Source organism: Tepidicella xavieri, from assembly GCF_004363315.1.
GTDB classification, from domain to species: Bacteria; Pseudomonadota; Gammaproteobacteria; order Burkholderiales; family Burkholderiaceae_C; genus Tepidicella; species Tepidicella xavieri.
The window spans coordinates 249,846-274,018 of sequence record NZ_SNYL01000002.1 but is presented as its reverse complement, the minus strand read 5'-3'; the positions used below and the strand labels follow the sequence as shown (position 1 = coordinate 274,018).

The window sequence follows — 24,173 nt, the reverse complement described above, 5'->3', positions numbered from 1 at the left end:
GGGCCTGCAGGCCCGCCCTCAGATCCCGGCCAAGGCCCGCAACACCCGCTCTGGGGTGGCGGGCGCGTCCAGGCGCACGGGCTTGCCGTCGCCGCGTGCCTGCGCCACTGCGTCTCGAATGGCTTCCCACACGCTGATGGCCAGCATGAAGGGTGGCTCGCCCACGGCCTTGCTGCCGAATACGTTGTCTTCGCGGTTGGGCTCGGGCCACAGGTCCACCTTCAGGCGCGCGGGCACATCGCCGGTGGCGGGGATTTTGTAGGTGCTCGGCGCGTGGGTGGCGAGTCGGCCGTTGGCGTTCCACACCAGTTCCTCGGTGGTCAGCCAGCCCATCCCTTGCACGAAGCCGCCTTCGATTTGCCCGATGTCGATGGCCGGGTTGATGCTGTGCCCGACGTCGTGCAGGATGTCCACCGCCAGCACCCGGGTTTCGCCGGTGAGGGTGTCGATGGCGACCTCGGTGCACGCGGCCCCATAGGCGAAATAGTAGAAGGGCCGGCCGGTGAGAGTGGTTTTGTCGTAGTGGATTTTGGGCGTGCGGTAGAAGCCGTCGCTCCAGAGCTGGATGCGGTTGGCATAGGCCATGCCCACCACCTCGGTGAAGGGGCGGGTGGCTTTGGGGGTGATGACCTGCCCTCCCCGGAAGAGGACTTCCCCAGCGCCGCAGCCGTCCAGCCCGCAGACGAAGGCAGCCAGGTTCTGGCGCACGTTGCGGGCCGCGAATTGCGCCGCGCGGCCGTTGAGGTCGGTGCCGCTGGAGGCGGCGGTGGCGCTGGCGTTGGGCACGCGGGCGGTGTCGCTGGCCGTGACCATCACCCGCTCGAAGGGCACGCCCAATTCGTCGGCCACCACTTGCGCCACCTTGGTGTGCAGACCCTGGCCCATCTCGGTGCCGCCGTGGTTCACCATCACGCTGCCGTCGGTGTACACATGCACCAAGGCGCCTGCCTGGTTGAACAGGGTGGCCGTGAAGCTGATGCCGAATTTCACCGGCGTCAGCGCCAGCCCGCGCTTGATGACGGGGCTGTCCACGTTCCAGGCAGCAATTTCTTGCCGGCGCTGCGGGTAGCGGCTGGTTTCGGCAAGCCGCTGGATGAGCGGCTCCAGGATGTTGTCTTCCACCGGCATTTGGTAATGCGTGGTGTCGCGCCGGCCGGTGGGTGTCAGCCCCAGGGTGGCGGGGGCGCTGCTGTAGAGGTTGCGCAGCCGCACCGTCAGCGGGTCCAGGCCGAGGTGACGGGCCACGTCGCCGAGGATGGTTTCGATCGCGATGACGCCCTGTGGGCCGCCAAACCCGCGGAAGGCGGTGAAGCTTTGCAGATGCGTTTTGCAGCGGTAGCTGTGGATGGCCACATGCTCCAGGAAGTAGGCGTTGTCGCTGTGGAAGACGGCGCGGTCGGCCACCGGGCCGGAGAGGTCGGCAGAAAACCCGCAGTTGACCAGCAGCGTCAGGTCCAGCGCCAGCAGCCGCCCCTGGCTGTCGAAGCCCACGGCGTAGTCGTAGGCAAAGGGGTGGCGCTTGCCGGTGATGAGGAAGTCGTCGTCACGGTCCAGCCGCAGCTTGACGGGGCGCCCGGTTTTGCGTGCCGCCAGCGCGGCCCACACGGCCAAATGCCCCGCCTGCGTTTCCTTGCCGCCAAAGCCGCCTCCCATGCGGCGGCATTCCACGCGGACGTGGTGGTTGCTCAGCCCCAGCGCGTGGGCCACCCAGTGCTGCACCTCGCCAGGGTGCTGCGTGCTGCTGTAGATGATCCACTGACGTTGCTCTTGCGGCACGGCATAGGCAATCTGGCCCTCCAGGTAAAAATGCTCCTGCCCCCCGACCTCGAACGAGCCGCTGAGGGTGTGTGGCGCCTGTTTCAGCATGCCGGCCGCGTCGCCGCGCTGCACGTGGACGGGCGGCAGCACATAGCTCTGGCGGGCGTGCGCTTCTCGGGGGCACAGCACGGCGGGCAGGGGCTCGATGTCGGGTTGCACCAGGCGGGCGGCGTGGCGGGCGGTCATCACGTCGTCGGCCACCACCAGGCCAATGACTTGCCCCACGTGCTGCACGGTATCGCTGGCGAAGATGGGCTCGTCATGGGCAAAGGCGGCCAATATCGGGTCGCCCGGGATGTCGGCGGCCAGCACCACGTCGCGCACGCCGGGCAGCGCCAGGGCGGCGCTGGCGTCCACCCCGCGCAGGCGGCCGTGGGCCACGGGCGAGAGGATGGGCGCCGCATGCAGCGTGCCCTGGAGCGTGGGGAGGTCGTCCACGTAGGTGGCGTTACCCGTGACCTGAGCCACGGCGCTTTCGTGGGGCAGGGCGGTGCCGCAGACGGTGGCGTTCATGATTGGGCCTCCGTGCGCAGGGCGCCCCAGGCAGATCCCACCTCCAGCCGCAGGGCATCGGTGGGGGCCGCCTGGCTTTCGAGCCAGCCGCGCCACAGCAGGTTGGCCAGCACGGCGCGGCGGTAGCCGGCACTGGCGCGCATGTCCGAAATGGGCGTGAACTCGTCGCTGAGGGCTTGCATGGCGGCACGCACCGTCTCGGCATTCCAGGGGCGGCCTTCCAGGGCGGCTTCGGTTTTCCAGGCCCGGGCGGGCGTGGCGGCCACGCCGCCTGCACCCACGCGCGCCTGCACCACGCGCCCGCGCTCGATCCACACCTTCACGGCGAGGCAGACGGCGGAGATGTCGTCGTCGAAACGTTTGGACACCTTGTAGGCCCGCACCCATTCGCCGCGGGATCGCTGCACACTGTAGGCCGGGCGGGCCTTGGGCACTTTCACCCAGGCCACGATTTCGTCGGGCGCGAGCCGGTTTTTCCGGTAGCCGATATAAAAGTCCTCCAGGGGCAGCTCGCGGTGCTCGATATGCCCACGCGCGCCGCGGCCTGCCCAGCGCATCAGCACGACGCTGGCGCCCAGGGCGATGAGCAGGGGCATGGAGTCCCCGATCGGGGAGCCATTGGCCACGTTGCCCGCCAGGGTGCCGGATTGGCGCACCGGCAGGCCGGCGAAGCGCTCGGCAAAAGGCGCCAATGCAGGCCGGTCCTTGACCAGGGCGGCGAAGGCGTCGCTCAGGCGCACCCCGGCGCCGATGGCCAGGTGGTGGGGATAGCGTTCGATGCGTCGCAGCTCGGCGGCGCGGGTCACGTCCAGCACCTGGGCGAAGCGCTGGTGGCCTTTGTTGATCCACAGGCCCACATCGGTGCATCCGGCCACGACCTGGGCTTGCGGGTGTTCGCGGCGCGCGCGCAGCAGGGCGGTCAGCGATTCGGGGGCGATGTAATGGGGGCTTGGCCGGGTGGCCGGGATCTGGTCGAGCAGGCGGCGCACGGCCCGTTCATTCACCCGGGCGGCAGGCAGCGCGGGCATGCGGCACGCGGCGTCGAGGATGGGGCGGTAGCCGGTGCAGCGGCACAGGTTGCCCGATAGGTCGGCCTGGGCATCGGGCCGGGTGATGGCTTGCCCGGTCAACACCCGGTTCTGGTACATGCCAAACAAGCTCATCACGAAGCCAGGCGTGCAAAAGCCGCACTGGGAGCCGTGGCAGTCCACCAAGGCTTGCTGGGCCGGATGCAGGGCCGCGCCCTGACGGTCGATCAGTGGGTCGGCCGTGAGGTCTTCCACCGTCCAGACGGCCAGGCCGTGGACCGAATGGGCCAGTCGGATGCAGCTGTTGATCGCGCGGTAGCGCAGGCCCCGGCCTTCGGGCTCGCCGATCACCACGGTGCAGGCGCCGCAGTCACCCTCGTTGCAGCCTTCCTTGGTGCCGGTCAGGCCCAGGTCTTCACGCAACACCTGCAACAGGGTGCGCGTGGGTGATACATTCGGGAGCGACACCACGGTGCCGCGCCTGACGAATTGAAGCGGGCTTTCGGCCACAGCGGTCGGAACAGAGGACTTCATGCGCGACAGGTTAGCGTTTTTCTTTGGGCGACGACATATGCGCCATGGTATGCCTTTCATGCGGGACGCGGTATGAAAGACCAGCAGCTTTTCGACAAGATTGACCTCCATCTCATTCGGGTCCTGCACACCGTGTTGACTGAACGCAATGTGTCTCGCGCTGCGCTGCGCCTGGGCATGTACCAGCCGGCAGTCAGCGCGGCGCTGCGCCGCTTGCGCGACCTGGCCGGCGACCCGTTGCTGGTGCGCACCGGCACTGGCATGGTGCCCACCCCCGCCGGGCTGCGCATGATCGAACCGGCCGCCCACATCCTGCGATCGGCGGAGATGATGTTTGCCGATGCGCGCCGCTTCGATCCGGCTACCGCCCGCCACACCTTCACCCTGGCGGCCAGCGATTATTTGGACCCGTTTTTTCTGCCGCAGCTCGTGGCCCATCTCAAAGCCCAGGCGCCGCTGTGCGGCATTGAAATCCAGCCGCTGTCTGGCGAGTCGGACTATCACCGCCGCCTGGCACAGGGCGAGGTGGACGTGGTCATCGGCAACTGGCCGCAGCCGCCCGGCGACCTGCACCTGGGCCGCCTGTTCGGTGACGAGGTGGTGTGTCTGGTGTCGAAGAATCACCCTGCCGCCCGCCGCGGCTGGACGGTGGAAGACTGGTTGCAGGCCGAGCACATCGCGCCCACCCCCACCCATCCCGGCGCCCGTGGCGTCATCGACACCCATTTGGCCACGCTGGGGCTGAGCCGCCACATCAGCGCCCGCTGCCCGCATTTCAGCCTGATTCCGGCGATGGTGGCATCCACCTTGCTGGTGCTGACCACCGGCCGCCAGTTCTGCGAGCGGTTCGTCGGTGCTTTGCCAGTGGCGATCATCCCGTGCCCGGTGCCATTTCCGCGGCTGATGTACTACCAACTCTGGCACGAGCGCACCCATGCTTCGCCAGCTGCGCAATGGCTGCGCGACGCCATCAAGACCGTGGCCTCTGGCTTGCGGCAGGAGGCGCCAGGTGCCGATGAGCCGCCCGCGCCTCGGCCAGCCGCGCCGCGCCGCGCCGGCCGGGCTTCCCGTGCTGTCCAGCACGCTCACATCCCATCCGTTGCATGACCCAGTCCACGCACCACCCGCCCCGGTTGCAACTGACCCGGATCACCAAACGCTACCCCGGCGTGGTGGCCAACGACGATGTTTCCTTGACCGTGGCACCCGGCAGCATCCACGCCGTGCTTGGCGAGAACGGCGCCGGCAAGTCCACGCTCATGAAGATCATTTATGGTTCCGTCAAGCCCGACGACGGCGCCATGCTGTTCAATGGCAAGGCGGTCCACATCCGCAACCCGCAAGAGGCGCGGGCTCTGGGCATCGCGATGGTGTTCCAGCATTTCAGCCTGTTCGATACCCTGACCGTGGCCGAAAACGTTTGGCTGGGGTTGGACCGCTCGCTGAGCTTGCGCGAAGTCAGCGAAAGCATTGGCCTGAAGGCGCAGGAATATGGGCTTGACATCGACCCCGAGCGCCCGGTCCATTCGCTGAGCGTGGGCGAAATGCAGCGGGTCGAAATCATCCGCGCGTTGCTGGCCAGCCCGCAACTGCTCATCTTGGATGAGCCAACCTCGGTGCTGACCCCGCAGGCCGTGGAAAAGCTTTTCGTGGTGCTGCGTCAGCTGGCCGCAGAGGGGTGCAGCATTCTGTATATCAGTCACAAGCTGCACGAAATCCGCGAACTGTGCGACGCCTGCACCGTGATGCGGGGTGGCAAGGTCACGGGCGTGTGCGACCCTCGGGCGGAAAGCAACGCCTCGCTCAGCCGCATGATGATCGGCGCCGAGCCGCCTCAGCTCAACCATCGCCCCTCGCAAGCCGGTGAGGTGGTGCTGGCGGTGCAGGGCCTGAGCCTGCGCAGCGACGACCCGTTTGGCACGCACCTGCAAGACGTCGCGCTGCAAGTGCGCGCCGGTGAGGTGGTGGGCATTGCGGGTGTCTCGGGCAACGGCCAGGGCGAGTTGCTGGCCTGCCTCTCGGGCGAGAACCCGCGCGCTCCCGCCGGCAGCATTCGTTTGGGCGGCGCCGATGTGGCCCGCCAGGGGCCGGGCCGCCGTCGCAAGCTCGGGTTGCACTTCGTGCCCGAGGAGCGGCTGGGGCGCGGCGCCGTGCCGACGCTGAGCTTGGCCCAAAACCTGCTGCTGTCGCGCCGCGACGCCATCGGCCCGCTGGGCTGGCTGCGCCTGGGGCGGCTGGAGCGGCAGGCCGCCGAGATCATCGCCCGTTTCAAGGTCAAGGCCAATGGCCCGGGGGCGGCGGCGCGTTCCCTGTCCGGGGGCAATCTGCAAAAATTCATCGTGGGTCGAGAGATCGACGCCCGGCCCAGGGTGCTTATCGTCAGCCAGCCCACCTGGGGGGTGGATGTGGGGGCGGCCGCCCAGATCCGCGGCGAAATCCTGGCGCTGCGCGATGCCGGTTGTGCCGTGCTGGTGGTCAGCGAGGAACTGGAAGAATTGTTCGAGATCTGCGATCGCCTGCATGTGATCGCCAAGGGGCGCCTGTCGCCTTCGGTGCCGCGTGAGCAGGCCACGGTGGAGCGGATCGGCGAGTGGATGTCGGGGCTGTGGGATGCCCCCCAACAGGAGGTGGCCCATGCTGCGGCTTGAACCCCGTCCGCAGCCCTCGCCGCTGTGGACTTATGCGTCGCCGGTGCTGGCGCTGGCCATCACGGTGGTCATCGGCGTCATGCTGTTTACCGCGCTGGGCAAAGACCCGGTGCGCGGCCTGCAGATTTTCTTCTGGGAGCCGATCAAGTCACCCTATGCCTGGTCTGAGCTGGCGCTCAAGGCCACGCCGCTGCTCATCATCGCGCTGGGGCTGGCGCTGTGCTTTCGCTCCAACGTGTGGAACATCGGCGCCGAGGGGCAGTTCGTCGTCGGGGCGATTTTTGCCGCGGGCGTGGCCCTCTCGGCCGACCGGAGCTGGGGCATGTTGCTGGTGCCAGCCGTGCTGCTGGGCGGGGTGGTGGGCGGCATGGTCTGGGCAGGCATCACGGCGTTGCTGCGCGACCGTTTCAATGCCAATGAAATTCTGGTCAGCCTGATGCTGGTCTATGTGGCGATCCAGATCCTCAACTACCTGGTGTTCGGGCCCTGGAAAGATCCGATGGGCTTCAACATGCCACAGACGCCGCGGTTTGACAGCGCCGCCCGCATCCCCCGGCTCTTCGATGGGTTCCGGGTCAATATCGGCGTCATCATCGCGCTGGTGGGCGTGGCCCTGATGTGGCTGTTCATGTTCCGCACCTATGCCGGGTATGCCCAGCAGGTGGGTGGCCTGGCGCCTGCGGCCGCGCGGTATGCGGGCTTTTCCTCGCGCAAGGCGCTGTGGCTGGCCTTGTTGGTGTCCGGTGGGGCGGCGGGCTTGGCGGGGGCGCTGGAGGTGGCCGGGCCCATCGGGCAGTTGACCCCGCACATCCCAGTGGGCTATGGCTTTGCAGCCATCATCGTCGCTTTCGTGGGGCGGCTGCATCCGGTGGGCATCGTGTTTTCGGCCATCCTGATGAGCATGTTCTACATCGGTGGGGAATTGGCGCAGTCACGCCTGGGCCTGCCCAAGTCCATCAACGGGGTGTTCCAGGGCCTGCTGCTGTTCGCGCTGCTGGCTTGCGACACGCTCATCCATTACCGCGTCGTCTTCAAACGGCGCAGGGGTTGAGACATGGAAGTGTTTTTTCTGAATGTGGCCACGTCGCTCAACGCCGGCACGGTGCTGGCCATTGCGGCGCTGGGGCTGCTGCTCAATGAGAAGGCGGGCATCGTCAACCTGGGGGCCGAAGGCATGATGCTGTGCGCCGCGCTGGCTGGCTTTGCCACCGTGGTGCATACGGGCAGCGGGCTGGCAGGCCTGGGAGCCGGCATGCTGGCAGGCGCCGCGCTGGCCGCCATTTTCGGCGTGCTGGTCATATGGCTCAATACTAACCAGTACGCCACGGGGCTGGCGTTGTCGCTGTTTGGCGTGGGCTTTTCGGCGTTTGCCGGTGTCGCCTACACGCGCGAGAACCTGTCGGGCAAGATGGTGAGCACCCCGTCGATCTGGTCGGACGTGCCGGTGATCGGCCCTGGGCTGGCGCGGCTCGACGGCATGGTGTGGGTGGGTCTGGCGCTGGCGCTGGGCATGATCTGGTTCTTTTACCGCACCCGCGCCGGGCTGGTGTTGCGCAGCGTGGGCGAAAATCCCGATTCGGCCCATGCGCTGGGCTACCCGGTGCGCTTCATCCGCTGGCTGGCCGTGGTGGCGGGCGGCAGCCTGTGCGGGTTGGCCGGTGCCTACCTGTCCACGCAGTACACCCCGTTGTGGACCGAGGGCATGACGGCCGGGCGTGGCTGGATAGCCCTGGCGCTGACCACCTTTGCCACCTGGCGGCCGGCACGCGTATTGCTTGGTGCTTATCTGTTTGGTGCCGTGACCATGGCGCAGTTTTACCTGCAGGGGCGTGGCGTGCAGATCAGTGCGGAATTCCTGAGCATGTTGCCTTACCTGGCCACCATCGTGGTGCTGGTGCTCATCTCGCGCAACCCGACGTGGATTCGTACTAACATGCCAGCTTCGATAGGCAAGCCGTTCCATCCCGGTGCCTGAAGGGTTTCCGTTCCCCGTTTCCAACCTGTCAACCAAGAGGCAAACATGACCGATCTGAGCAAACGTTCACTCATCAAGGTGGCCGCCATCACGGCGCTGGCCGGAGCCACCCTCATCGGCTGCGGCAAGAAGGAAGAGGCCGCCGCGCCGGCTCCGGCCCCGGCCGCCGAAGCGCCCCAGGTCACCAAGGCCGCCTGGGTCTACATCGGCCCGGTGGGTGACGCCGGCTGGAGCTATGCCCATGACCTGGGCCGCCGCGGTGTGGAAGCCCACTTTGGCAACCAGGTGCAAACCACCTACGTGGAGAGCGTGCCCTACGGGGCCGATGCGGAGCGCGTGTTCCGCGATCTGGCCCAGCAAGGCAATCAGATCATCTTCGGCACCTCGTTCGGTTACATGGAAACCATGCTGAAGGTGGCCGAGGACTTCCCCAACGTGAAGTTCGAGCATGCCACGGGCTACAAGACTGCGCCCAACATGCGCATCTACGATGCCAGCTTCTACCAGGACACCTACATGGCCGGCGTGATCGCCGCCCACATGACCCAGACCGGCACGCTGGGCTTCATCGGCTCGTTCCCCATTCCTGAGGTGCTGCGCAACATCAACGCCTTCACGCTGGGGGCGCAGTCCGTCAAGCCCGACGTGAAGGTGCGCGTGGTGTGGGTGAGCAGCTGGTTCGACCCGCCCAAGGAGAGCGAGGCCGCGCAGGCCCTGATCAACCAGGGGGCCGACGTGCTGCTGCAGAACACCGATTCCACCGCCGTGCTGCAAACCGCCGAGCGCAATGGCAAGTTCGCTTTTGGCTGGGACAGCGACATGAGCGCCTTCGCGCCCAACGCGCATCTGGCTTCGGCCATCGTGGACTGGACCCCGTACTACGTCAAATCCATCGAGGAATTGCGCAACGGCACCTGGGAAACCAAGCGCACGGTGTGGGGGGTCAAGGAAGGGCTCAATGACCTGATCAAGATCGCCGATTTCGTGCCCGCCGAGGCCAAGGCCAAGGTCGAGGAAATCAAGGCCGGCATGAAGGCCGGTACCTTCGAGCCCTTTACCGGTCCGATCGTGGACAACACCGGCCGTGAGGTGCTGGCCGCTGGCGTGCAGGCCGATCGTGCCTGGAAAGACAGCGTCAACTTCTTCGTGCGCGGCATCGAAGGTCGGGTGCCCACGGGCAACTGAATCGTGAGGGCATCGCTGGCCCGTCGCTGGCCGGCGATGAGTCAGGCCGCCACGCGCTCCTGCGGTGGCGGCCTTTGTGTTGGTGGAGAGTGCGCATGGATGAGCGAATGGGCTGGTGGCCCGTGGCCCTGGACAGTGACCTGCAGGATCGTCCCGTGGCCGTGACCCTGTTGGGCCAGCCGTTGGTGCTGTGGCGTGAGCCGGGCGGCGCGCTGGCGGCGTTGGCCGATCGCTGCCCGCATCGTGGGGCACGGCTGTCGCTGGGCGAGGTGGTCCAAGGGCAATTGCAATGCCCCTATCACGGCTGGCGCTTCGATGTCCAAGGCCGCTGCGTGGCCATTCCGGCCATGCCCGCTTTCACGCCAGCTGCGGTGCATGCCGCCTGCCGCCACGAGGTGCAGGTGGCGCACGGCCTGATCTGGGTGCGCTTGCAGGCGCCAGGGCCGGATGCCGCGGCAGCCTTTCCCATGCCCGACTTGGCGCATTTGCCCCGTCGTCGCCTGATTTACGGGCCTTTCGACGTGGCCACCAGCGCGCCCCGTGCGGTGGAGAATTTTCTCGACACCTCGCACTTTGCCTTTGTGCATCGCGGCTGGCTGGGGGATGCGGGGCACCCGGAAGTACCGCCTTACGAGGTGACCCAAACCCCCGACGGCCGCCCGGTCATCGAACGCTACAAGGCCTGGCAGCCCCGCGCCACCGCCGCCGCTGCAGAAGGCGACTGGGTGACCTATCGCTACGAAGTGCTCAGCCCCTACAGCGCTTTGCTGACCAAGCAGGGGGATGCCGGCGGCCCACAAGACAGCTACACCATCTGGGCCTGCCCGACGACGGAAGACACGTGCCGCCTGTGGTTTGCCCAGTACACGACCGATGAGATCTCGCCCGACGAGGCGCTGCGCGATTTTCAGGTCGCCATCTTCTCGCAAGACCAACCGGTGCTTGAATCGCAAAGCCCCAAGCGCCTGCCTTTGAGCGGTGGGGAAGCGCACAGCGCCGCCGACCGGCTCAGCGCTGCCTACCGCCGCTACCTGAAAGCCTGCGGCATCACTTTTGGAGTGTGTTGAGATGCATCTGCCCCACATCGCCCCCGATCGTCTGCCCTCGGTGCTGCACCGCATGCCCAAGGCGGAGCTGCACATCCACATCGAAGGCTCGCTGGAGCCTGAGCTCATCTTCAAGCTGGCCCAGCGCAACGGCGTTCGGCTGCCGTACCCCGATGTGCAAGCCCTGCGTGCGGCTTATGCCTTCACCGATTTGCAGAGCTTTTTGGACATCTACTACGCTGGCGCCAGCGTGCTGCTGAAGGAAGAAGACTTCTTCGATATGGCCTGGGCCTATCTGGAGAAGGCCGCCGCCGACAACGTGGTGCACGCCGAAATCTTTTTCGATCCGCAGACCCACACCGCCCGTGGCGTGTCCATGGGCACGGTGATTCGCGGCCTGCACCATGCCTGCCAGCGGGCGCACCAGGAATGGGGCATCAGTGCCCGGCTGATCCTGTGTTTCCTGCGTCACCTCAGTGAGGCGGAGGCGTTCGAGACGCTGGAGGCCGCTCTGCCGTACCGGGAGCACTTCATCGGCGTGGGGCTGGACTCCAGCGAGGTGGGGCATCCGCCGGAAAAGTTTGCCCGCGTGTTTGCCCGCTGTCGTGAACTGGGGCTGCACGTGGTGGCCCATGCCGGCGAGGAAGGGCCGCCCGCGTACATCTGGCAGGCGCTGGACGTGTTGCGCGTGCAGCGCATCGACCATGGCGTGCAGGCCACTTGCGACCCGGCGCTGATGCAGCGGCTGGCGCAAACCCGTGTGCCGTTGACGGTGTGCCCGCTGTCGAATGTGAAGCTGTGCGTCTTTCCTGATTTGCGGCGGCACAACCTGCGGCAATTGCTGGATGCCGGGCTGTGCGTGACCATCAATTCCGACGACCCAGCCTACTTCGGCGGCTACCTGAACGACAACTTCGTGCAGTTGTTTGCCGCTCTGGATCTGGGGCCGCGGGAGGCGTACCAGCTGGCCCTCAACAGTTTCGAGGCCAGCTTCGTGGACGAGGCCACCCGCCGCGGATGGCAGCGCCAGCTCAAAGACTTCTTCGAGGGCTTGCGCGAACACGACTGACGGCTCGAAGGCCCCCAGACGCCGCAGCCGTGCCCCGCCAGCGCCTACAATCGCCGCCAACAGGAGCGCACGCATGACCCTCAAAAGCGACAAGTGGATCCGCCGCATGGCGGAGGAATACGGCATGATCGAGCCGTTTGAGCCGGGCCAGATCCGCGCGGTCGAGGGCCGCAAGGTCATCAGCTACGGCACCAGCAGCTACGGCTACGACATCCGCTGCGCGCCCGAATTCAAGGTCTTCACCAATATCCACAGCACGGTGGTGGACCCCAAGAACTTCGACGAGAAGAGCTTCGTCGATTTCCATGGCGACCACTGCATCATCCCGCCCAACAGCTTCGCGCTGGCGCGCACGGTGGAGTACTTCCGCATCCCGCGCAACGTGCTGACGATCTGCCTCGGCAAGAGCACTTACGCGCGCTGTGGCATCATCGTCAACGTCACGCCGTTCGAGCCGGAGTGGGAGGGCTACGTGACGCTGGAGTTTTCCAACACCACGCCACTGCCGGCCAAGATCTACGCGGGAGAAGGCTGCGCGCAAGTGCTGTTTTTCGAGAGCGACGAGGTGTGCGAAGTGTCGTACAAGGACCGCGGCGGCAAGTACCAAGGCCAGCACGGCGTGACCTTGCCGCGCGCTTGACTGCCGAAAGGACTCCCCGATGTCTGCTTACGATTTGCTGGCCTTCGGCCACCCCATGCCCGGCGAGCCCGACGTCTCGCACCCCCAGCCCGACCGACGCATCACGGGCAACCCCCGGCGTGAGACCTGGAACCTGCTGGATGCGCCGTTGGGCGCCGCCCAGACGCTGAGCACCGGCATCTGGCGCTGCGAGCCGGGGAAGTGGGCCATCCGCTTCGGCCCCACCGAGCGCGAGATCTTCACCGTGCTGCAAGGCCGCTGCCGTGTGTACCGTGACGACGGCAGCAGCGAAGAAGCAGGCCCGGGCCAGTCGATTCACCTGCCGCCGGGCTTCACCGGCGCGTTCGAGGTGATCGAGACCGTCGTCAAGGTGTACGTCATCGTCGAGTGAGGCGTTTGAGGCTCAGCCTGAAGCCGGCCGGGTCTTAGCGCTTCAGCAGCCCGCGCCACGCCGCCGGGGGCACCAGCACGGCAGCGATGGCGGTCATCACGCACACCACGGCCACGCCGTCGGTCCAGCGCGGCCATTCGCCAGCGATGACGGTGGCGCTGGCGGTGCCGATCAGCGGCACCATCATCACGCTCATGGCGCTGGTGGCCGGTGGCAGGTGCCGCGCCAGTGAGAACCAGATGATCTGGGCAAAGCCATAGTTCATGAACACACCGTAGGCGAGCAGCCCCCACATGCGCGGAGTGAATGTCCAATCCGGCCAAGGCTCGAACGCCAAGGCCAGCAACCAGAGCACCGCCGCGGCCAGCAGCATCATCCAGACCGTGAGCGCCTCGACCGGCAGCGTCAGGGTGGCGCGGCGCATCATCAGCGTGCCGATGGCCCAACTGATGGCAGCCCCGAGCATGACCAGCACCCCCACGGGGCGACCGGCCATGGCGGCGAGTTCGTCGTTCAGCAGCAGCGCCACCGCGGCGGCCACGGCCAGCGCGGCGAAGGTGGATCGCCGCGTCAGCCGCTCGCCAAAGAACAGGGCACCCAGCAGCACGGTCCACACCGGCATGGTGAAGCCGAGGATGGCCGCCCGCCCCGAGGCCAGCGCCGCCACGCCGAAAATGGCCAGCGTGTGCCAGCCCAGCAGGTTGGGCAGGCCCAGGGTTACGATGCTGCGCCACTCCCGGCCCACGGGTTGCAAGCGCACGCCGCGCCAGTGGTAAAAGGCCAAGAGCCACAGCGCCCCGCCGGTCATGGTCACGGCCCGGAAGTACAGCGGCGTGAGCTCCTGCAAGGAGAGTTTCATCACCGGCCAGTTGACGCCCCACATCAGGGTCAGCGCCACCAGGCCCCAGGTTTGGCCGCGGCTGAGCATGGGCGCGTCAGACCGCCACGGGCGCCTTGATGGCTGGGTGGTGTTGGTAGTCCTGCACCTCGAAGTCGTCGTAGGCGTAATCGAAAATGCTCGGTGGCCGGCGCCGGATGTGCAAGGTGGGGTAAGGGTAGGGCTGGCGGCTCAGTTGCAGCTCCACTTGCTCGAAGTGGTTGTTGTAGATGTGGCAGTCGCCGCCCGTCCAGACGAAATCGCCCACGCCCAGGTCGCATTGCTGGGCCAGCATGTGGGTGAGCAGGGCGTAGCTGGCGATGTTGAAGGGCACGCCCAGGAAGATGTCGGCACTGCGCTGGTAGAGCTGGCAGCTGAGTTTGCCTTCAGCCACGTAGAACTGGAAGAAGGCGTGGCAGGGCATGAGCGCCATCTTGGGCAGATCGGCCACGTTCCAGGCGCTCACGATAATGCGGCGCGAGTCGGGGTTGGTCTTGAGCTGCTGCACCACCTCGGCGATCTGATCGATGTGGCCACCGTCGGGCGTGGGCCACGAGCGCCACTGCACACCGTACACAGGCCCGAGATCGCCATCCGCGCGGGCCCATTCGTCCCAGATGGTGACGCCACGCTCCTGCAGCCAGCGCACGTTGCTGTCGCCGCGCAGGAACCACAGCAGTTCCAGGATGATGCTCTTCAAGTGCACCTTCTTCGTGGTGACCAGCGGGAAGCCTTCGCTGAGGTCGAAGCGCATCTGGTACCCGAACACGCTGCGCGTGCCGGTGCCGGTGCGGTCGGTCTTGGCCACGCCGTGCGTGTACACGTGGCGCATGAAGTCTTCGTACTGGTGGCGGATGGGGCGGTTCACGGTTGGCGTTCAGCGTATCTGTACATTCTAGGCGCAGCGTCCCGAGCCTGCTCAGGCAGCGGGTGGCATGGCTGCGGTGCGGACGAGGCGGGCAAAACGCGGCAGCAGCGAGGCCGCGTGCGGCGTGGGCCGGACCGGGGGCATGGGGCCGGTGGCCGGGGCGTTCATGCGGACGTAGGCGGCGGTGGCGGGGACGCCGAATTCGGGATGGAACTGCACGCCCCAGGCGTGGCGGCCGATCCGGTAAGCCTGGTGAGGCTCGAAGGCATTGCCCGCCAGAAGCACCGCGCCGGGCGGCAGGCGGCGCACGCTCTGGCGGTGGGCGGCCTGGCCGCTGAACTGGGGCGGCAGACCTTGAAAAAGGGGATCGGCGTGCGCGGCGGGGGTGAGCGTCACGTCCACGGTGCCGAGTTCGATGCCGCCGGGGTGGAAGTCCACCTCGCCACCCAAGGCGTGGGCCAGCAACTGGTGTCCGTAGCAGATGCCCAGCACTGGGGTCTGGGCGGCCACCGCCGCGCGCAGCCATTGGGCGGTCTGCTCGCTCCAAGGCTCACGGTCGGTCACCATGCTGTGCGAGCCGGTGACGATTACCCCGGTCACGCGGCTCGGGTCGGGCAGAGTGGCACCGGTGCGTGGATCGATCACCCGGATGGGTGATGCGCTGCCCAGCCCGGCGGCAATCCAGTCTTCGAAGTCGCCCCAGGCCGCGGCGATGTCGGGATGGGTGCTGCCCGTCTTGACGATGAGCAGCGGCGGTTCAGAGGGGGTGGCGTGGGGAGTGGCCTGGCTCATGGATGGAAGAAGGGAGTCACAGCACCCGGCCCGGGTTCATGATGCCTTGGGGGTCGAGCGCCTGCTTGATCGCCCGCATCAGTTGCAAGGCGGTTGGGTCTTTGTAGCGGGGCAGGGTGTCGCGCTTGAGGCTGCCGATGCCATGCTCCGCGCTGATCGAGCCGCCGTGTCGTTGCACGGCGTCGAAGACGAGGGCATTGATGCGCGCCTCCTGCGTTTGCAAAAAATCCACGCTGTCGGCCCCGGGCGGGCACTGCACGTTGTAGTGCAGATTGCCATCGCCCAAATGCCCGAAATTGACCAGCCGCACGCCGGGGATGGTCTGCGCCAGTTGGGCATCGGTGTCGGCGCAGAAGGCCGGGATGCGAGAGACGGGCAGGCTGATGTCGTGCTTGATGTTGAGGCCCTCTTCGGCCTGGGCCAGCGGGATGCTCTCGCGGATGTGCCAGAGGCTGCGGGCCTGGGCCAGGCTTTCGGCCACCACGGCGTCGCTAACGCAGCCGTCGGCCAGTGCCGCCTCCAGCAGCGCTTCCAAGCGGGCCCGGGCATGGGCTTCGCTGTCGTGAGCGCTGTTTTCCAGCAGCACGCAGTAGGGCGACTCTTGCCAGAGTGGCACCCGCAGCGCGGGGAAATGCCGATCCACCAGGCTGAGGGCGAACTGCCCCATGACTTCAAAGCCGGTGAGGTCTGCCCCCAGGTGACGCTGGGCCAGGCCCAGCAGGGTCACGGCAGCCGCCATCGACGGCACGGCGGCCCAAGCGGTGAGTTGTGCCACCGGGCGAGGAAACAGCTTGAGCGTGGCGGCCGTGATCACGCCCAGCGTGCCTTCGCTGCCGATGAACAGGTGGCGCAGGTCGTAGCCGGTGTTGTCTTTGCGCAGGCCGCTGAGGCCCCTCCACACCTGGCCTTGCGCGGTGACGACCTCCAGCCCCAGGCAGAGGTCGCGCGCATTGCCAAAGCGCAGCACCTGAGTGCCGCCCGCGTTGGTGGCGAGGTTGCCGCCAATGGTGCAGCTGCCCTCGGCGGCCAGGCTCAGCGGCAGCCACAGTCCGGCGGCCTCGGCGGCTTGCTGGGCGGTGTGCAGCACGCAGCCGGCTTCCAGGGTCAGCGTGAGGTTGGCCGGGTCGAGCGACCGGATGACGTTCATGCGCTGCAGGCTCAGCACCACCTGCTGGCCGCTGGCATCGGGCACGCCGCCCACCACCAGGCCGGTGTTGCCCCCCTGGGGCACGATGGCCACGCCGGCCTGGGCGCAGGCGCGCACCACAGCGGCCACTTCGGCGGTGCAGCCGGGGCGTACCACGGCCAGTGCCCGCCCGCGGTGGCGCCGGCGCCAGTCCTGCTCGTAAGCCGTGAGGTCGCAGGCCGGATCGTCGTGCGTGAGCACATGGGCGTGGCCCACCACCCCGCGCAGCGTGGCCAGCAGTGCCGCGCGACTCATGCCGAGGGCGATGAAGCAGGGGGCAGGCCAGCGGCCCGGGCGGCCTTGAAGCGCAAGCGCACGTGCAGCGCGCAGGCCACGAACAGCAGCACGCACAGGGCCACCTGCCCCCAGGCCAGCGCGGCCGACAGGCCGCTTTCGCTGGTGGCGCGGACGATGCCTTCCGTGAAGTACAGCCACACCAGCAAGCTGAGCCAGCGGTAGGTGTACATCCGGTGCTTGAGCAGGCCGGCCAGTGGCAGGGTCAGGGGGAGCACTTTGATGGCCCACCACGAGCCGCCTTCGCGCAGGGGGGCCAGCCACAGTTCCCAGGCCAGCCCCAGCGCGATCAGCGCCAGCAGGCTGGAGACGGCCAGCAGGCGCGTCCAGGCGGCAGCGGCAGAGGGTAGGGGGGCGGTTGGCGGCTCGACAGGGTCGCGGGCGGGTGAGGCGTCGTTCATGGGTGGATCTCGCAGACGGTGGCATGATACCGGGATGTGGAGCGATGATTTCTGGTCAGGGAAATCCCGGCGGGTTCGCGCCTTGCGTGCCCGGCTGGAGGCGGCCTGGGCGCAGTTGATGGCCTTTCCGTGGCGCAACACGGCGCTGACGCTGCGCGAGCGTTTCCGCGAGGACCGCCTGGGCGTGACGGCCGGCAGCCTCACCTTCACCACCACCATCTCGCTGGTGCCGCTGTTCACCGTGGCGTTGGCCATCTTTACCGCCTTTCCCATGTTCTCCCGCATGGAGCAGGCGCTGCACGACTGGCTGTTTCAGGGCTTGATCCCGGAAAACATCGCTCGGCAGGTGTCCACCTACCTGTTGCAGTTCGCGGGGAAGGCCGGGCAGATGGGATGGGCGGGGGCGTTGGTGCTGCTGGTGTCGGCATTGGCGTTGATCCTGACCATCGACCGCAAGCTCAACGATATTTGGCGCGTGCGCCGCCTGCGTCCATTCGCCCAGCGGGTGCTGGTCTATTGGGCGCTGCTGACCCTGGGGCCGCTGTTGGCTGGCGTGAGCCTGACGCTGAGCTCCTATGCCCTGTCGGCCTCGCGCGGCTGGGTGGGGGCGGCCAACCCGCTGTTCATGGCGCTGTTCGATCTGCTGGAGTTCGGCGCCATTTTGCTGGCAATGGCGGCGCTGTACCGCTACGTGCCCAATGCCCATGTGCGTTGGAGCCATGCCCTGTGGGGGGCGCTGTTCGTGGCGGTGGCGTTCGACCTGGCCAAGCGGCTGCTGGGCTGGTACCTGGCCACCATTCCGACCTATTCGGTGGTGTATGGGACGTTTGCCACCTTGCCCATCCTGCTGATCTGGCTGTATCTGGTGTGGGTGATCGTGTTGCTGGGGGCGGTGGTGGTGGCGTACCTGCCCAGCCTCATGGCCGGGGTGGCTCGCCGGGGCGATACGCCCGGCTGGGCCTTTCAACTGGCGCTGGAGGTGCTGGGGGCCTTGACCGAGGACCGCCGCCAAGGCGGCCGGGGCCTGGCGCTGGAGGCGCTGGCGCGACGGCTGCGGGTGGACGATCTGCAGCTCGAACAGCCCCTGGACGCCCTGCTGGCGCTGGACTGGGTGGGCAAGCTGGCCGAGGAACAGGAGCGGTATGTGCTGCTGGTCGATCCGGCGCGCACCCCGGCGGCGCCACTCATGCAGCGCCTGCTGCTGCCCGATGAGGCCTCGACCCATCCGTTGTGGGATTGCAGCCACTGGAGCGAGGTCAAATTGCAGCAATTGCTGCCGCCCGGCCCGGGCAGCAGCGTCAGCGCGGCATGATGCGCGTCTCGCCCAGTTCGGTCAGTGGCATGGGCTCGCCCAGGTGATAGCCCTGCCCGTAGTCCACGCCGATTTCTCGCATCCGCTCCAGAATCGCTTGGCTGGATACGTATTCGGCTATCGTCTTGAGGCCCATCACATGGCCGATGGCGTTGATGGCCTGCACCATGGCCAGATCGATCGGGTCGGATTCGATGTCTTTGACAAAGCTGCCATCGATCTTCAGGTAGTCCACGGGCAGATTTTTCAGATAAGCAAAGGATGACAAGCCGCTGCCGAAGTCATCGAGCGCGAACAGGCAGCCCAGCTGTTTCACTTCACCGATGAAGTGCACCACTTTGGACAGATTAACCACGGCGGCGGTTTCGGTGATCTCGAAGCAGACCGTGCCAGCGGGCAGCCGCACATGCTCCAAAGTGGCGCGCAGGCCCTGCCGGAAGCGCTCGTCCGACAGCGATGCACCAGACAGGTTCAGACACAGCAGACCGTCGAAATGGCCGTGTCGCCGCAGCCGGTCACCGAGCCAGGCCAGGGCGTTGTTCACCACCCACTGGTCGATGCGCGGCATCAGGCCATAGCGTTCGGCCGCCGGCAGGAAGGCGCCGGGTTGAACCAGCTTGCCGTCTTCTTCCAGCCGCACCAGCACTTCGTAGTGCACCTGGTCGTCGGGCTGGTCGTGCAGCGGCACGATGGGCTGCACGTACAGGCGCAGGCGGTCCTCGTCGAGCGCCGATTGCAGGCGCGAGACCCATTGCATTTGCCCCTTTTGCTCCAGCAACCGTGTGTCATCGGCTTGGTACACATGCAGGCGGTTGCGCCCGGCCTCCTTGGCGGCGTAGCAGGCGGCATCGGCGCTGGCCAGCAGTTGGCTGAGGTCGCGCTCGGCGCCATCGATGCACACCAGCCCCACCGAGACGCCAATGGAAAACGACTTGCCTTCCCAGCCAAAACGAAAGTCGGCAATGGCTTCGCGCAGGCTTTCTGCCACTTGCAGGGCCCGCTCGACCGGGCAGTTCTGCAGGATGAGTCCGAATTCGTCGCCGCCGAGCCGTGCCAGCGTGTCGGAGGCACGCAGCATCCCGCGCATCAGCTGCGTGACCTGGCGCAGCAGCTCGTCGCCGGCCACGTGGCCGCAGGTGTCGTTGACGATCTTGAATTGGTCCAGATCCAGGTAGCAGACCACATGGGTGGCCGCCGGGTCGCCGGCGCGGTGCAGCAGTTCCTGCAGCCGGCGTTCGAATTCGCGCCGGTTGGGCAGGCCGGTGAGGGCGTCGTGCGTGGCCTGATGGGTGAGTTCGCGCGCCAGATTCAGGGTCACCGTCACGTCATGGAAGACGAGCACCGCGCCGATGATGAAGCCTTCACGCGAGCGGATGGGGGCGGCCGTGTCGAGCACGGGCACGCTGTCGGCGTCGCGCCGCAGCAGCAGCGCGTGCTCGCGCCGGTGCTGCAACTGGTTGCGTTTGAGCACTTCGCGCACCGGGTTGGGCAAGGCTTGGCGCGTGACTTCGTCCTGCAGGTTGTACACCGCCGTGATGAGCTGGCCTTTGGCCTGATGCGCCGGCCAACCCGTCAGCCGCGAAGCCACGGGATTCATGTATTGAATCACCCCCGCTTCGTCGGTGGTGATGACTCCATCGCCGATGGAGGCCAGCGTCACTTGGGCCAGATCCCGCTCCTGATGCAGTTGGGCCTCGACGGCCTTGCGCTCGGAGATGTCGCGCAGGATGCCGGTGAAGTGCAACTCCTGGTCGAGCCGGTTTTCGCTGATCGTGACTTCGTAATAGGCCCGCTGCCCGCCGGGGCGGGCCATGCGCAGCTCCAGCTTGGCTCCGGGCTCGCAAAACTGCTGCGCTTGCAGGGCATGCGCATGCCCGGCCTGCCGCAGCACGGCCACCAGTGGCTGGCCCACGCCTTGCGCCGCCGACACGCCGAGCAGCTTCTCGGCGCCGGGGTTGAGGCTGGTGAGCACGCCGTCGCGCGTGAAGGTGACGATGCCGTCGCGCATGTCGCGCACGATGGCCAGCGTGCGCTGTGTGGCCTGCTCCAGCGCGGCGATGACGCGGTTGTAGGCCTGGGCCACTTGCCCGACTTCGGTGAAGTCCTCCACCGGCACGCGCCGGCTCAGGTCGCCCGAGCGGCGTTGGTCCTCCATCGCATCGAGCAGGTCCAGCAGTTCCGTGCGGGCGCCGTGCTCGGCCACGTTCAGGCCGGTGCGCTCCTCGTCGGCGCTGACGCGCAGCGCCCCGCCGCCTCGCCAGGGCCGCAGAAACAGCCACGTGATGAGCACGCACCACAACCCGCAAACGGCGATGCCCAGCAACTGCACGCCCACCTGCGTCCAGCGGGTGTGGCCGGTATCGAGGATGGCCAGGTCGCCAAACACCCCCACGGCCAGCGTGCCCCAGATGCCGGCCACCAGATGGGCGGGAATGGCGCCGACGGCGTCATCGATGCGGTGCTGCAGCAGTTTCTCTTGCGCCCAGGCCATCAGCGCCGCGCCCACGGCGCCCATCAGCAGGGCTTCGGCTGGGGTGACGGCATGGGCGCCCGCCGTCACGGCCACCAGCCCGGCGATGAGCCCGTTGATGAGGTACAGGATTTCGTAATAGCCGTGCCAGAACCGGCCGGCGATCAGCCCCATGGCGCTGCCGGCGGCTGCCGCCAGGGTCGTGTTGACGACCACGGCAGGGACCGTTTCATCGAAGGCCAGCACGCTGCCGCCGTTGAAGCCCAGCCAGCCCAGAAACAGCAGCAGGCCGCCGAGCATCGCCATGGGCAGGTTGCCGGCCGGGATCACGGCCGGCTGGCCGTTTTCGGGGAAGCGCCCACGCCGTGGACCGACCATGAGCACGGCGACCAGCGCCACCCAGCCACCCACGCTGTGAACCACCGTGGCCCCCGCGAAATCCACGAACCCCAGTGCGCCCAGCCAGCCGGCCTGCCCGTCGAGCACGCCGGCCCAGGCCCAGTGCCCATACACCGGATAAATGAGCAGCGACACCAGGGCCGACATGGCCAGATACGCGCCAAACCGCATGCGCTCGGCCACCGCGCCGGACACGATGGTGGCGGCCGTGGCACAAAACATGATTTGAAACAGCACAAACGCCAACAGGTTGGCATCGCCGCCGATCTGATCGAGCGCGCCAAACAGCCCTTGGCCGAACCAACCGGCCACCGACGGCCCAAACATGAGGCCGAAGCCCACCAGCCAGTACGCCAGCGCCGCGACCACGAAGTCCGACAGGTTTTTGGCCGCCACGTTGATGGAGTTCTTGTTGCGCGTCAGCCCCGACTCCAGGCACAGAAAACCGGCCTGCATGACGAAGACCAGTCCGGCGCAGAGCAATATCCAGAGGGTGTCGAGCGGGGTGAAGGCGAGCATGTGCGGTGATCGGGAGCAGGCATCAGGCCCGCCCTCGCTTCACAGGGTTAGCAAGTCGCGTTCCAGCCCCGGGGCTGGGGTGTCACGTGCGGAACGGCGCCGCCAAAAAACCGCGGAATCGGGCCCGTCCGCCCCGGGTGGGCGCGGCGGTGAGCGCGTACTGGGGAAAGCGCCGCAGAAACCGACCGATCGCGATGCGCCCTTCGAGTCGGGCCAGGCTCAGGCCCGCGCATTGATGGACGCCGAAGCCAAAGGCCAGGTGTTTGTTGGTGGGGCGATCGAGGCGGAGCGTCTCAGGGTCGTCGAACTGGGCCGGATCGCGGTTGGCCGCGCCGATGCACAGCGTCACCAGCGCCCCTTCGGGCAAGGCGACGCCTCCCACCTCGCAGGGTTTGAGGGCCCGCCGGTTGCCCAACTGGTTCGACGACTCGAACCGCAGGAATTCGTCCACCGCCACGGCCAGGGTCTGTTCCTGGGCTTCGGCGTCGTGGCGTTGTTCGTCCAGGCGCTGCAGCAACCAGGCTTTCTGGTCGGGCCATTCCTGCAGGCTGACCAGCGCATTGCCAATGAGGTTGGTGGTGGTCTCATGCCCGGCGTTGAGCAGGAAGATGCAGTTTTGCAACAACTCCACCTCGCTGAGCTTGTCGCCGCTGCTCTCGCCCTGGATCAGGCGGGTGAGCACGTCGTGTTCAGGGTCGCCGGGGTGCTGGCGGCGGTGCGCCACCAGGCCGCGCAGGTAGTCCAGCATTTCCATGACACTGCGGTTGCCCAGGGCTTCCTGCTCGGGGGTGAGTACCGGCTCCAGCGCGCCCAGGATGGCCAGGGACCAGCCGCGCAGCGGCTCGCGCTCGTCGTGCGGCACGCCCAGCAGGTTGCCGATGATCTCCACCGGAATGGCGCTGGCGAAGTCCTCGATCAGGTCGCCTCCGCCCTGGGCCTCGATGCGGTCGAGCAGGCTGTCCACCAGGCGCACGAGGCCCGGCTCCATGTCGGCGATGGCGCGGCGCGTCAGCGCCCCCATGATGAGCTTGCGCACGCGGGTGTGCAGCGGGGGATCGTTGAACACCAGGCTGGTGGTGTGGTGCTCGTACAGGGGGGAATCCGACCCGTACTTGGGCGCGAATTCCACATGCTTGTCGGAGCTGAAAGTGGCGGCGTCGCGGTAAACGGTCACCAGGTCGGCGTAGCGGGTGAGGAACCAACTGCCATCGGGCATCTGGCGGATGGGTTCGCGTTCGCGCAATGCCGCATACACCGGAAACGGATTGTCCAGAAAATCCCGCGGCAGGCGACGCAGATCGAAGTCCTCGGCAATGGCCCGAGCCCGCTCGGCCGACATGGGGGGAGTGATGTCGGCCCGGGTCACGACGGTGGCAGCAGCGTTGGGGGCTTGCATGGCTTTAGCCCTGGAGGAAGCGCCGCAGCGCCATCAGCACGCCGTCGGGGTCTTCGGTCATGAGGGAGTGGCCGGCGCGCAGTCGCACGGTCTGGGCATGACGGGCGCGGCCGATCAGCGTTTGCGCGGCTTTGGGGGGCGTCATCTGGTCTTGCGTGCCGAGGATGAACAGGGTTGGGCACTGCACCCGTTCCATGGCCTGTTCGCCCTGGTCGTAGCTGTCGCAGGCCACGAAGCCCCGGTGGAACACATTGACCCGCGGGTTGCTGGCCAACACCCGCCGCATCAGCGCCTTGGAGCCGCCCAGCAGCCAGGTGCCCGGCCCCAAGGCCGAAGGCGGCGGCGCCAGGGTGGAGTGGCTGAACACGTTGACCATGTCGATGGCCTTCATGGGCTGGTTGAGCGAACTGTCCAGCAGCGCGGGGGACACCTTCATGGGGTAGGCGGTGCCCACCATCACCAAGTGGCTCACCCGTTCGGGCGCGTCGGCCGCGGTCTGCAGCGCGATCAGCGAGCCGAAGCTGTGGCCCACCAGCGCGGCTTGGTCAATTTTCAGCGCGTCGAGCAGGCCGAGCACGGCGCGGGAAGCCTCCTGAACGGTGGCAGGGGCCTCGCCGCCGCTCTTGCCGTGGCCGGGCTGGTCGATGGCCAGCACGTTCCAGCCGTGATGGGCCAGGTAGCGGCTCTGCAGAATCCACACGCTGTGGTCGTTGAGCAGGCCGTGGATGAATACGACCGTGGGCTTGGCCGGGTCGAAGGGCTTGCCGCCGGTGTAGGCGTAGAGGGGGGCGCCGTGCACGTCGATCATCATG

General features: G+C 67.3%; 20 protein-coding genes. 10 read left to right on the top strand and 10 right to left on the bottom strand.

What is annotated here, in order from left to right:
• Window positions 1-18: 18 nt before the first annotated feature.
• Together xdhB and xdhA are read right to left on the bottom strand one after the other, a co-directional pair.
• Window positions 19-2,331, bottom strand: a complete 2,313-nt coding sequence (gene xdhB / locus DFR43_RS02775; RefSeq protein WP_133595831.1) for a xanthine dehydrogenase molybdopterin binding subunit — start codon at window positions 2,329-2,331, stop codon at window positions 19-21.
• A complete protein-coding gene (xdhA, locus tag DFR43_RS02770; protein WP_133595830.1) occupies window positions 2,328-3,893 on the bottom strand; it encodes a xanthine dehydrogenase small subunit in 1,566 nt (521 codons plus the stop codon). Before xdhA ends, xdhB begins: the two co-directional genes overlap by 4 nt.
• A 72-nt stretch (window positions 3,894-3,965) precedes the next feature.
• On the opposite strand from xdhA, the gene DFR43_RS02765 reads away from it, so the two are divergent.
• The 9 genes from DFR43_RS02765 to DFR43_RS02725 all read left to right on the top strand — a co-directional run bounded on the left by DFR43_RS02765 (window position 3,966) and on the right by DFR43_RS02725 (window position 12,847).
• Window positions 3,966-5,000 (top strand): LysR family transcriptional regulator, encoded by a 1,035-nt coding sequence (locus DFR43_RS02765; protein WP_133595829.1) that lies wholly within the window; start codon window positions 3,966-3,968, stop codon window positions 4,998-5,000.
• Window positions 4,997-6,541, top strand: coding sequence for an ABC transporter ATP-binding protein (locus DFR43_RS02760; protein WP_133595828.1), 1,545 nt, complete (start codon window positions 4,997-4,999; stop codon window positions 6,539-6,541). The genes DFR43_RS02765 and DFR43_RS02760 overlap by 4 nt, the downstream gene beginning before the upstream one ends.
• Entirely contained in the window at window positions 6,528-7,592 is a 1,065-nt protein-coding gene (locus DFR43_RS02755; RefSeq protein ID WP_133595827.1) for an ABC transporter permease, read from the top strand. Before DFR43_RS02760 ends, DFR43_RS02755 begins: the two co-directional genes overlap by 14 nt.
• A gap of 3 nt (window positions 7,593-7,595) precedes the next feature.
• On the top strand, window positions 7,596-8,516 hold the full coding sequence (locus DFR43_RS02750; protein ID WP_133595826.1) for an ABC transporter permease: 921 nt from the start codon (window positions 7,596-7,598) through the stop codon (window positions 8,514-8,516).
• Window positions 8,517-8,561: 45 nt separating this feature from the next.
• Window positions 8,562-9,701 (top strand): BMP family ABC transporter substrate-binding protein, encoded by a 1,140-nt coding sequence (locus DFR43_RS02745; protein ID WP_133595825.1) that lies wholly within the window; start codon window positions 8,562-8,564, stop codon window positions 9,699-9,701.
• Window positions 9,702-9,796: 95 nt separating this feature from the next.
• Entirely contained in the window at window positions 9,797-10,768 is a 972-nt protein-coding gene (locus tag DFR43_RS02740) for an aromatic ring-hydroxylating oxygenase subunit alpha (protein ID WP_133595824.1), read from the top strand.
• 1 nt (window position 10,769) lies between these two features.
• Complete coding sequence (locus DFR43_RS02735) at window positions 10,770-11,816, top strand: adenosine deaminase (RefSeq protein ID WP_133595823.1); 1,047 nt, start codon at window positions 10,770-10,772, stop codon at window positions 11,814-11,816.
• 73 nt (window positions 11,817-11,889) lie between these two features.
• Window positions 11,890-12,456 carry a dCTP deaminase gene (gene dcd / locus DFR43_RS02730; RefSeq protein ID WP_133595822.1) on the top strand — a complete coding sequence of 189 codons (567 nt, stop codon included), beginning with the start codon at window positions 11,890-11,892 and terminating at the stop codon, window positions 12,454-12,456.
• A 19-nt stretch (window positions 12,457-12,475) separates the two neighbouring features.
• Window positions 12,476-12,847 carry a cupin domain-containing protein gene (locus tag DFR43_RS02725; protein WP_245988807.1) on the top strand — a complete coding sequence of 124 codons (372 nt, stop codon included), beginning with the start codon at window positions 12,476-12,478 and terminating at the stop codon, window positions 12,845-12,847.
• Between the two features lie 34 nt (window positions 12,848-12,881).
• Here DFR43_RS02725 and DFR43_RS02720 read toward each other — a convergent pair whose 3' ends face one another.
• From DFR43_RS02720 to DFR43_RS02700, 5 genes are read right to left on the bottom strand one after another with little or no spacing between them, the layout of a single operon-like run.
• On the bottom strand, window positions 12,882-13,775 hold the full coding sequence (locus DFR43_RS02720) for a DMT family transporter (RefSeq protein ID WP_133595821.1): 894 nt from the start codon (window positions 13,773-13,775) through the stop codon (window positions 12,882-12,884).
• Between the two features lie 7 nt (window positions 13,776-13,782).
• Window positions 13,783-14,592 (bottom strand): thymidylate synthase, encoded by an 810-nt coding sequence (locus tag DFR43_RS02715; RefSeq protein WP_281276358.1) that lies wholly within the window; start codon window positions 14,590-14,592, stop codon window positions 13,783-13,785.
• Window positions 14,593-14,643: 51 nt separating this feature from the next.
• Entirely contained in the window at window positions 14,644-15,384 is a 741-nt protein-coding gene (locus DFR43_RS02710) for a glutamine amidotransferase (RefSeq protein ID WP_133595820.1), read from the bottom strand.
• 16 nt (window positions 15,385-15,400) lie between these two features.
• Window positions 15,401-16,825: an FAD-binding oxidoreductase gene (locus DFR43_RS02705; RefSeq protein ID WP_133595819.1), complete on the bottom strand. Its 1,425-nt coding sequence runs from the start codon at window positions 16,823-16,825 to the stop codon at window positions 15,401-15,403.
• A complete protein-coding gene (locus tag DFR43_RS02700; RefSeq protein WP_133595818.1) occupies window positions 16,822-17,265 on the bottom strand; it encodes a DUF2069 domain-containing protein in 444 nt (147 codons plus the stop codon). Before DFR43_RS02700 ends, DFR43_RS02705 begins: the two co-directional genes overlap by 4 nt.
• Before the next feature lie 34 nt (window positions 17,266-17,299).
• Between DFR43_RS02700 and DFR43_RS02695 the strand changes: the two genes are divergently transcribed.
• The gene (locus DFR43_RS02695) at window positions 17,300-18,577 is read left to right on the top strand and encodes a YihY family inner membrane protein (protein ID WP_211338586.1); all 1,278 of its coding nucleotides are present in this window, start codon (window positions 17,300-17,302) and stop codon (window positions 18,575-18,577) included.
• On the opposite strand, the gene amt is transcribed toward DFR43_RS02695, so the two are convergent.
• From amt to DFR43_RS02680, 3 genes are all read right to left on the bottom strand, one after another.
• Window positions 18,564-21,965, bottom strand: coding sequence for an ammonium transporter (gene amt, locus DFR43_RS02690; protein ID WP_133595816.1), 3,402 nt, complete (start codon window positions 21,963-21,965; stop codon window positions 18,564-18,566). The two genes, DFR43_RS02695 and amt, sit on opposite strands and share 14 nt — an antisense overlap.
• A gap of 82 nt (window positions 21,966-22,047) precedes the next feature.
• Window positions 22,048-23,361 (bottom strand): cytochrome P450, encoded by a 1,314-nt coding sequence (locus DFR43_RS02685; protein WP_425471066.1) that lies wholly within the window; start codon window positions 23,359-23,361, stop codon window positions 22,048-22,050.
• Between the two features lie 4 nt (window positions 23,362-23,365).
• Window positions 23,366-24,172, bottom strand: coding sequence for an alpha/beta fold hydrolase (locus DFR43_RS02680; protein ID WP_133595815.1), 807 nt, complete (start codon window positions 24,170-24,172; stop codon window positions 23,366-23,368).
• Between the last annotated feature and the right edge of the window lies 1 nt (window position 24,173).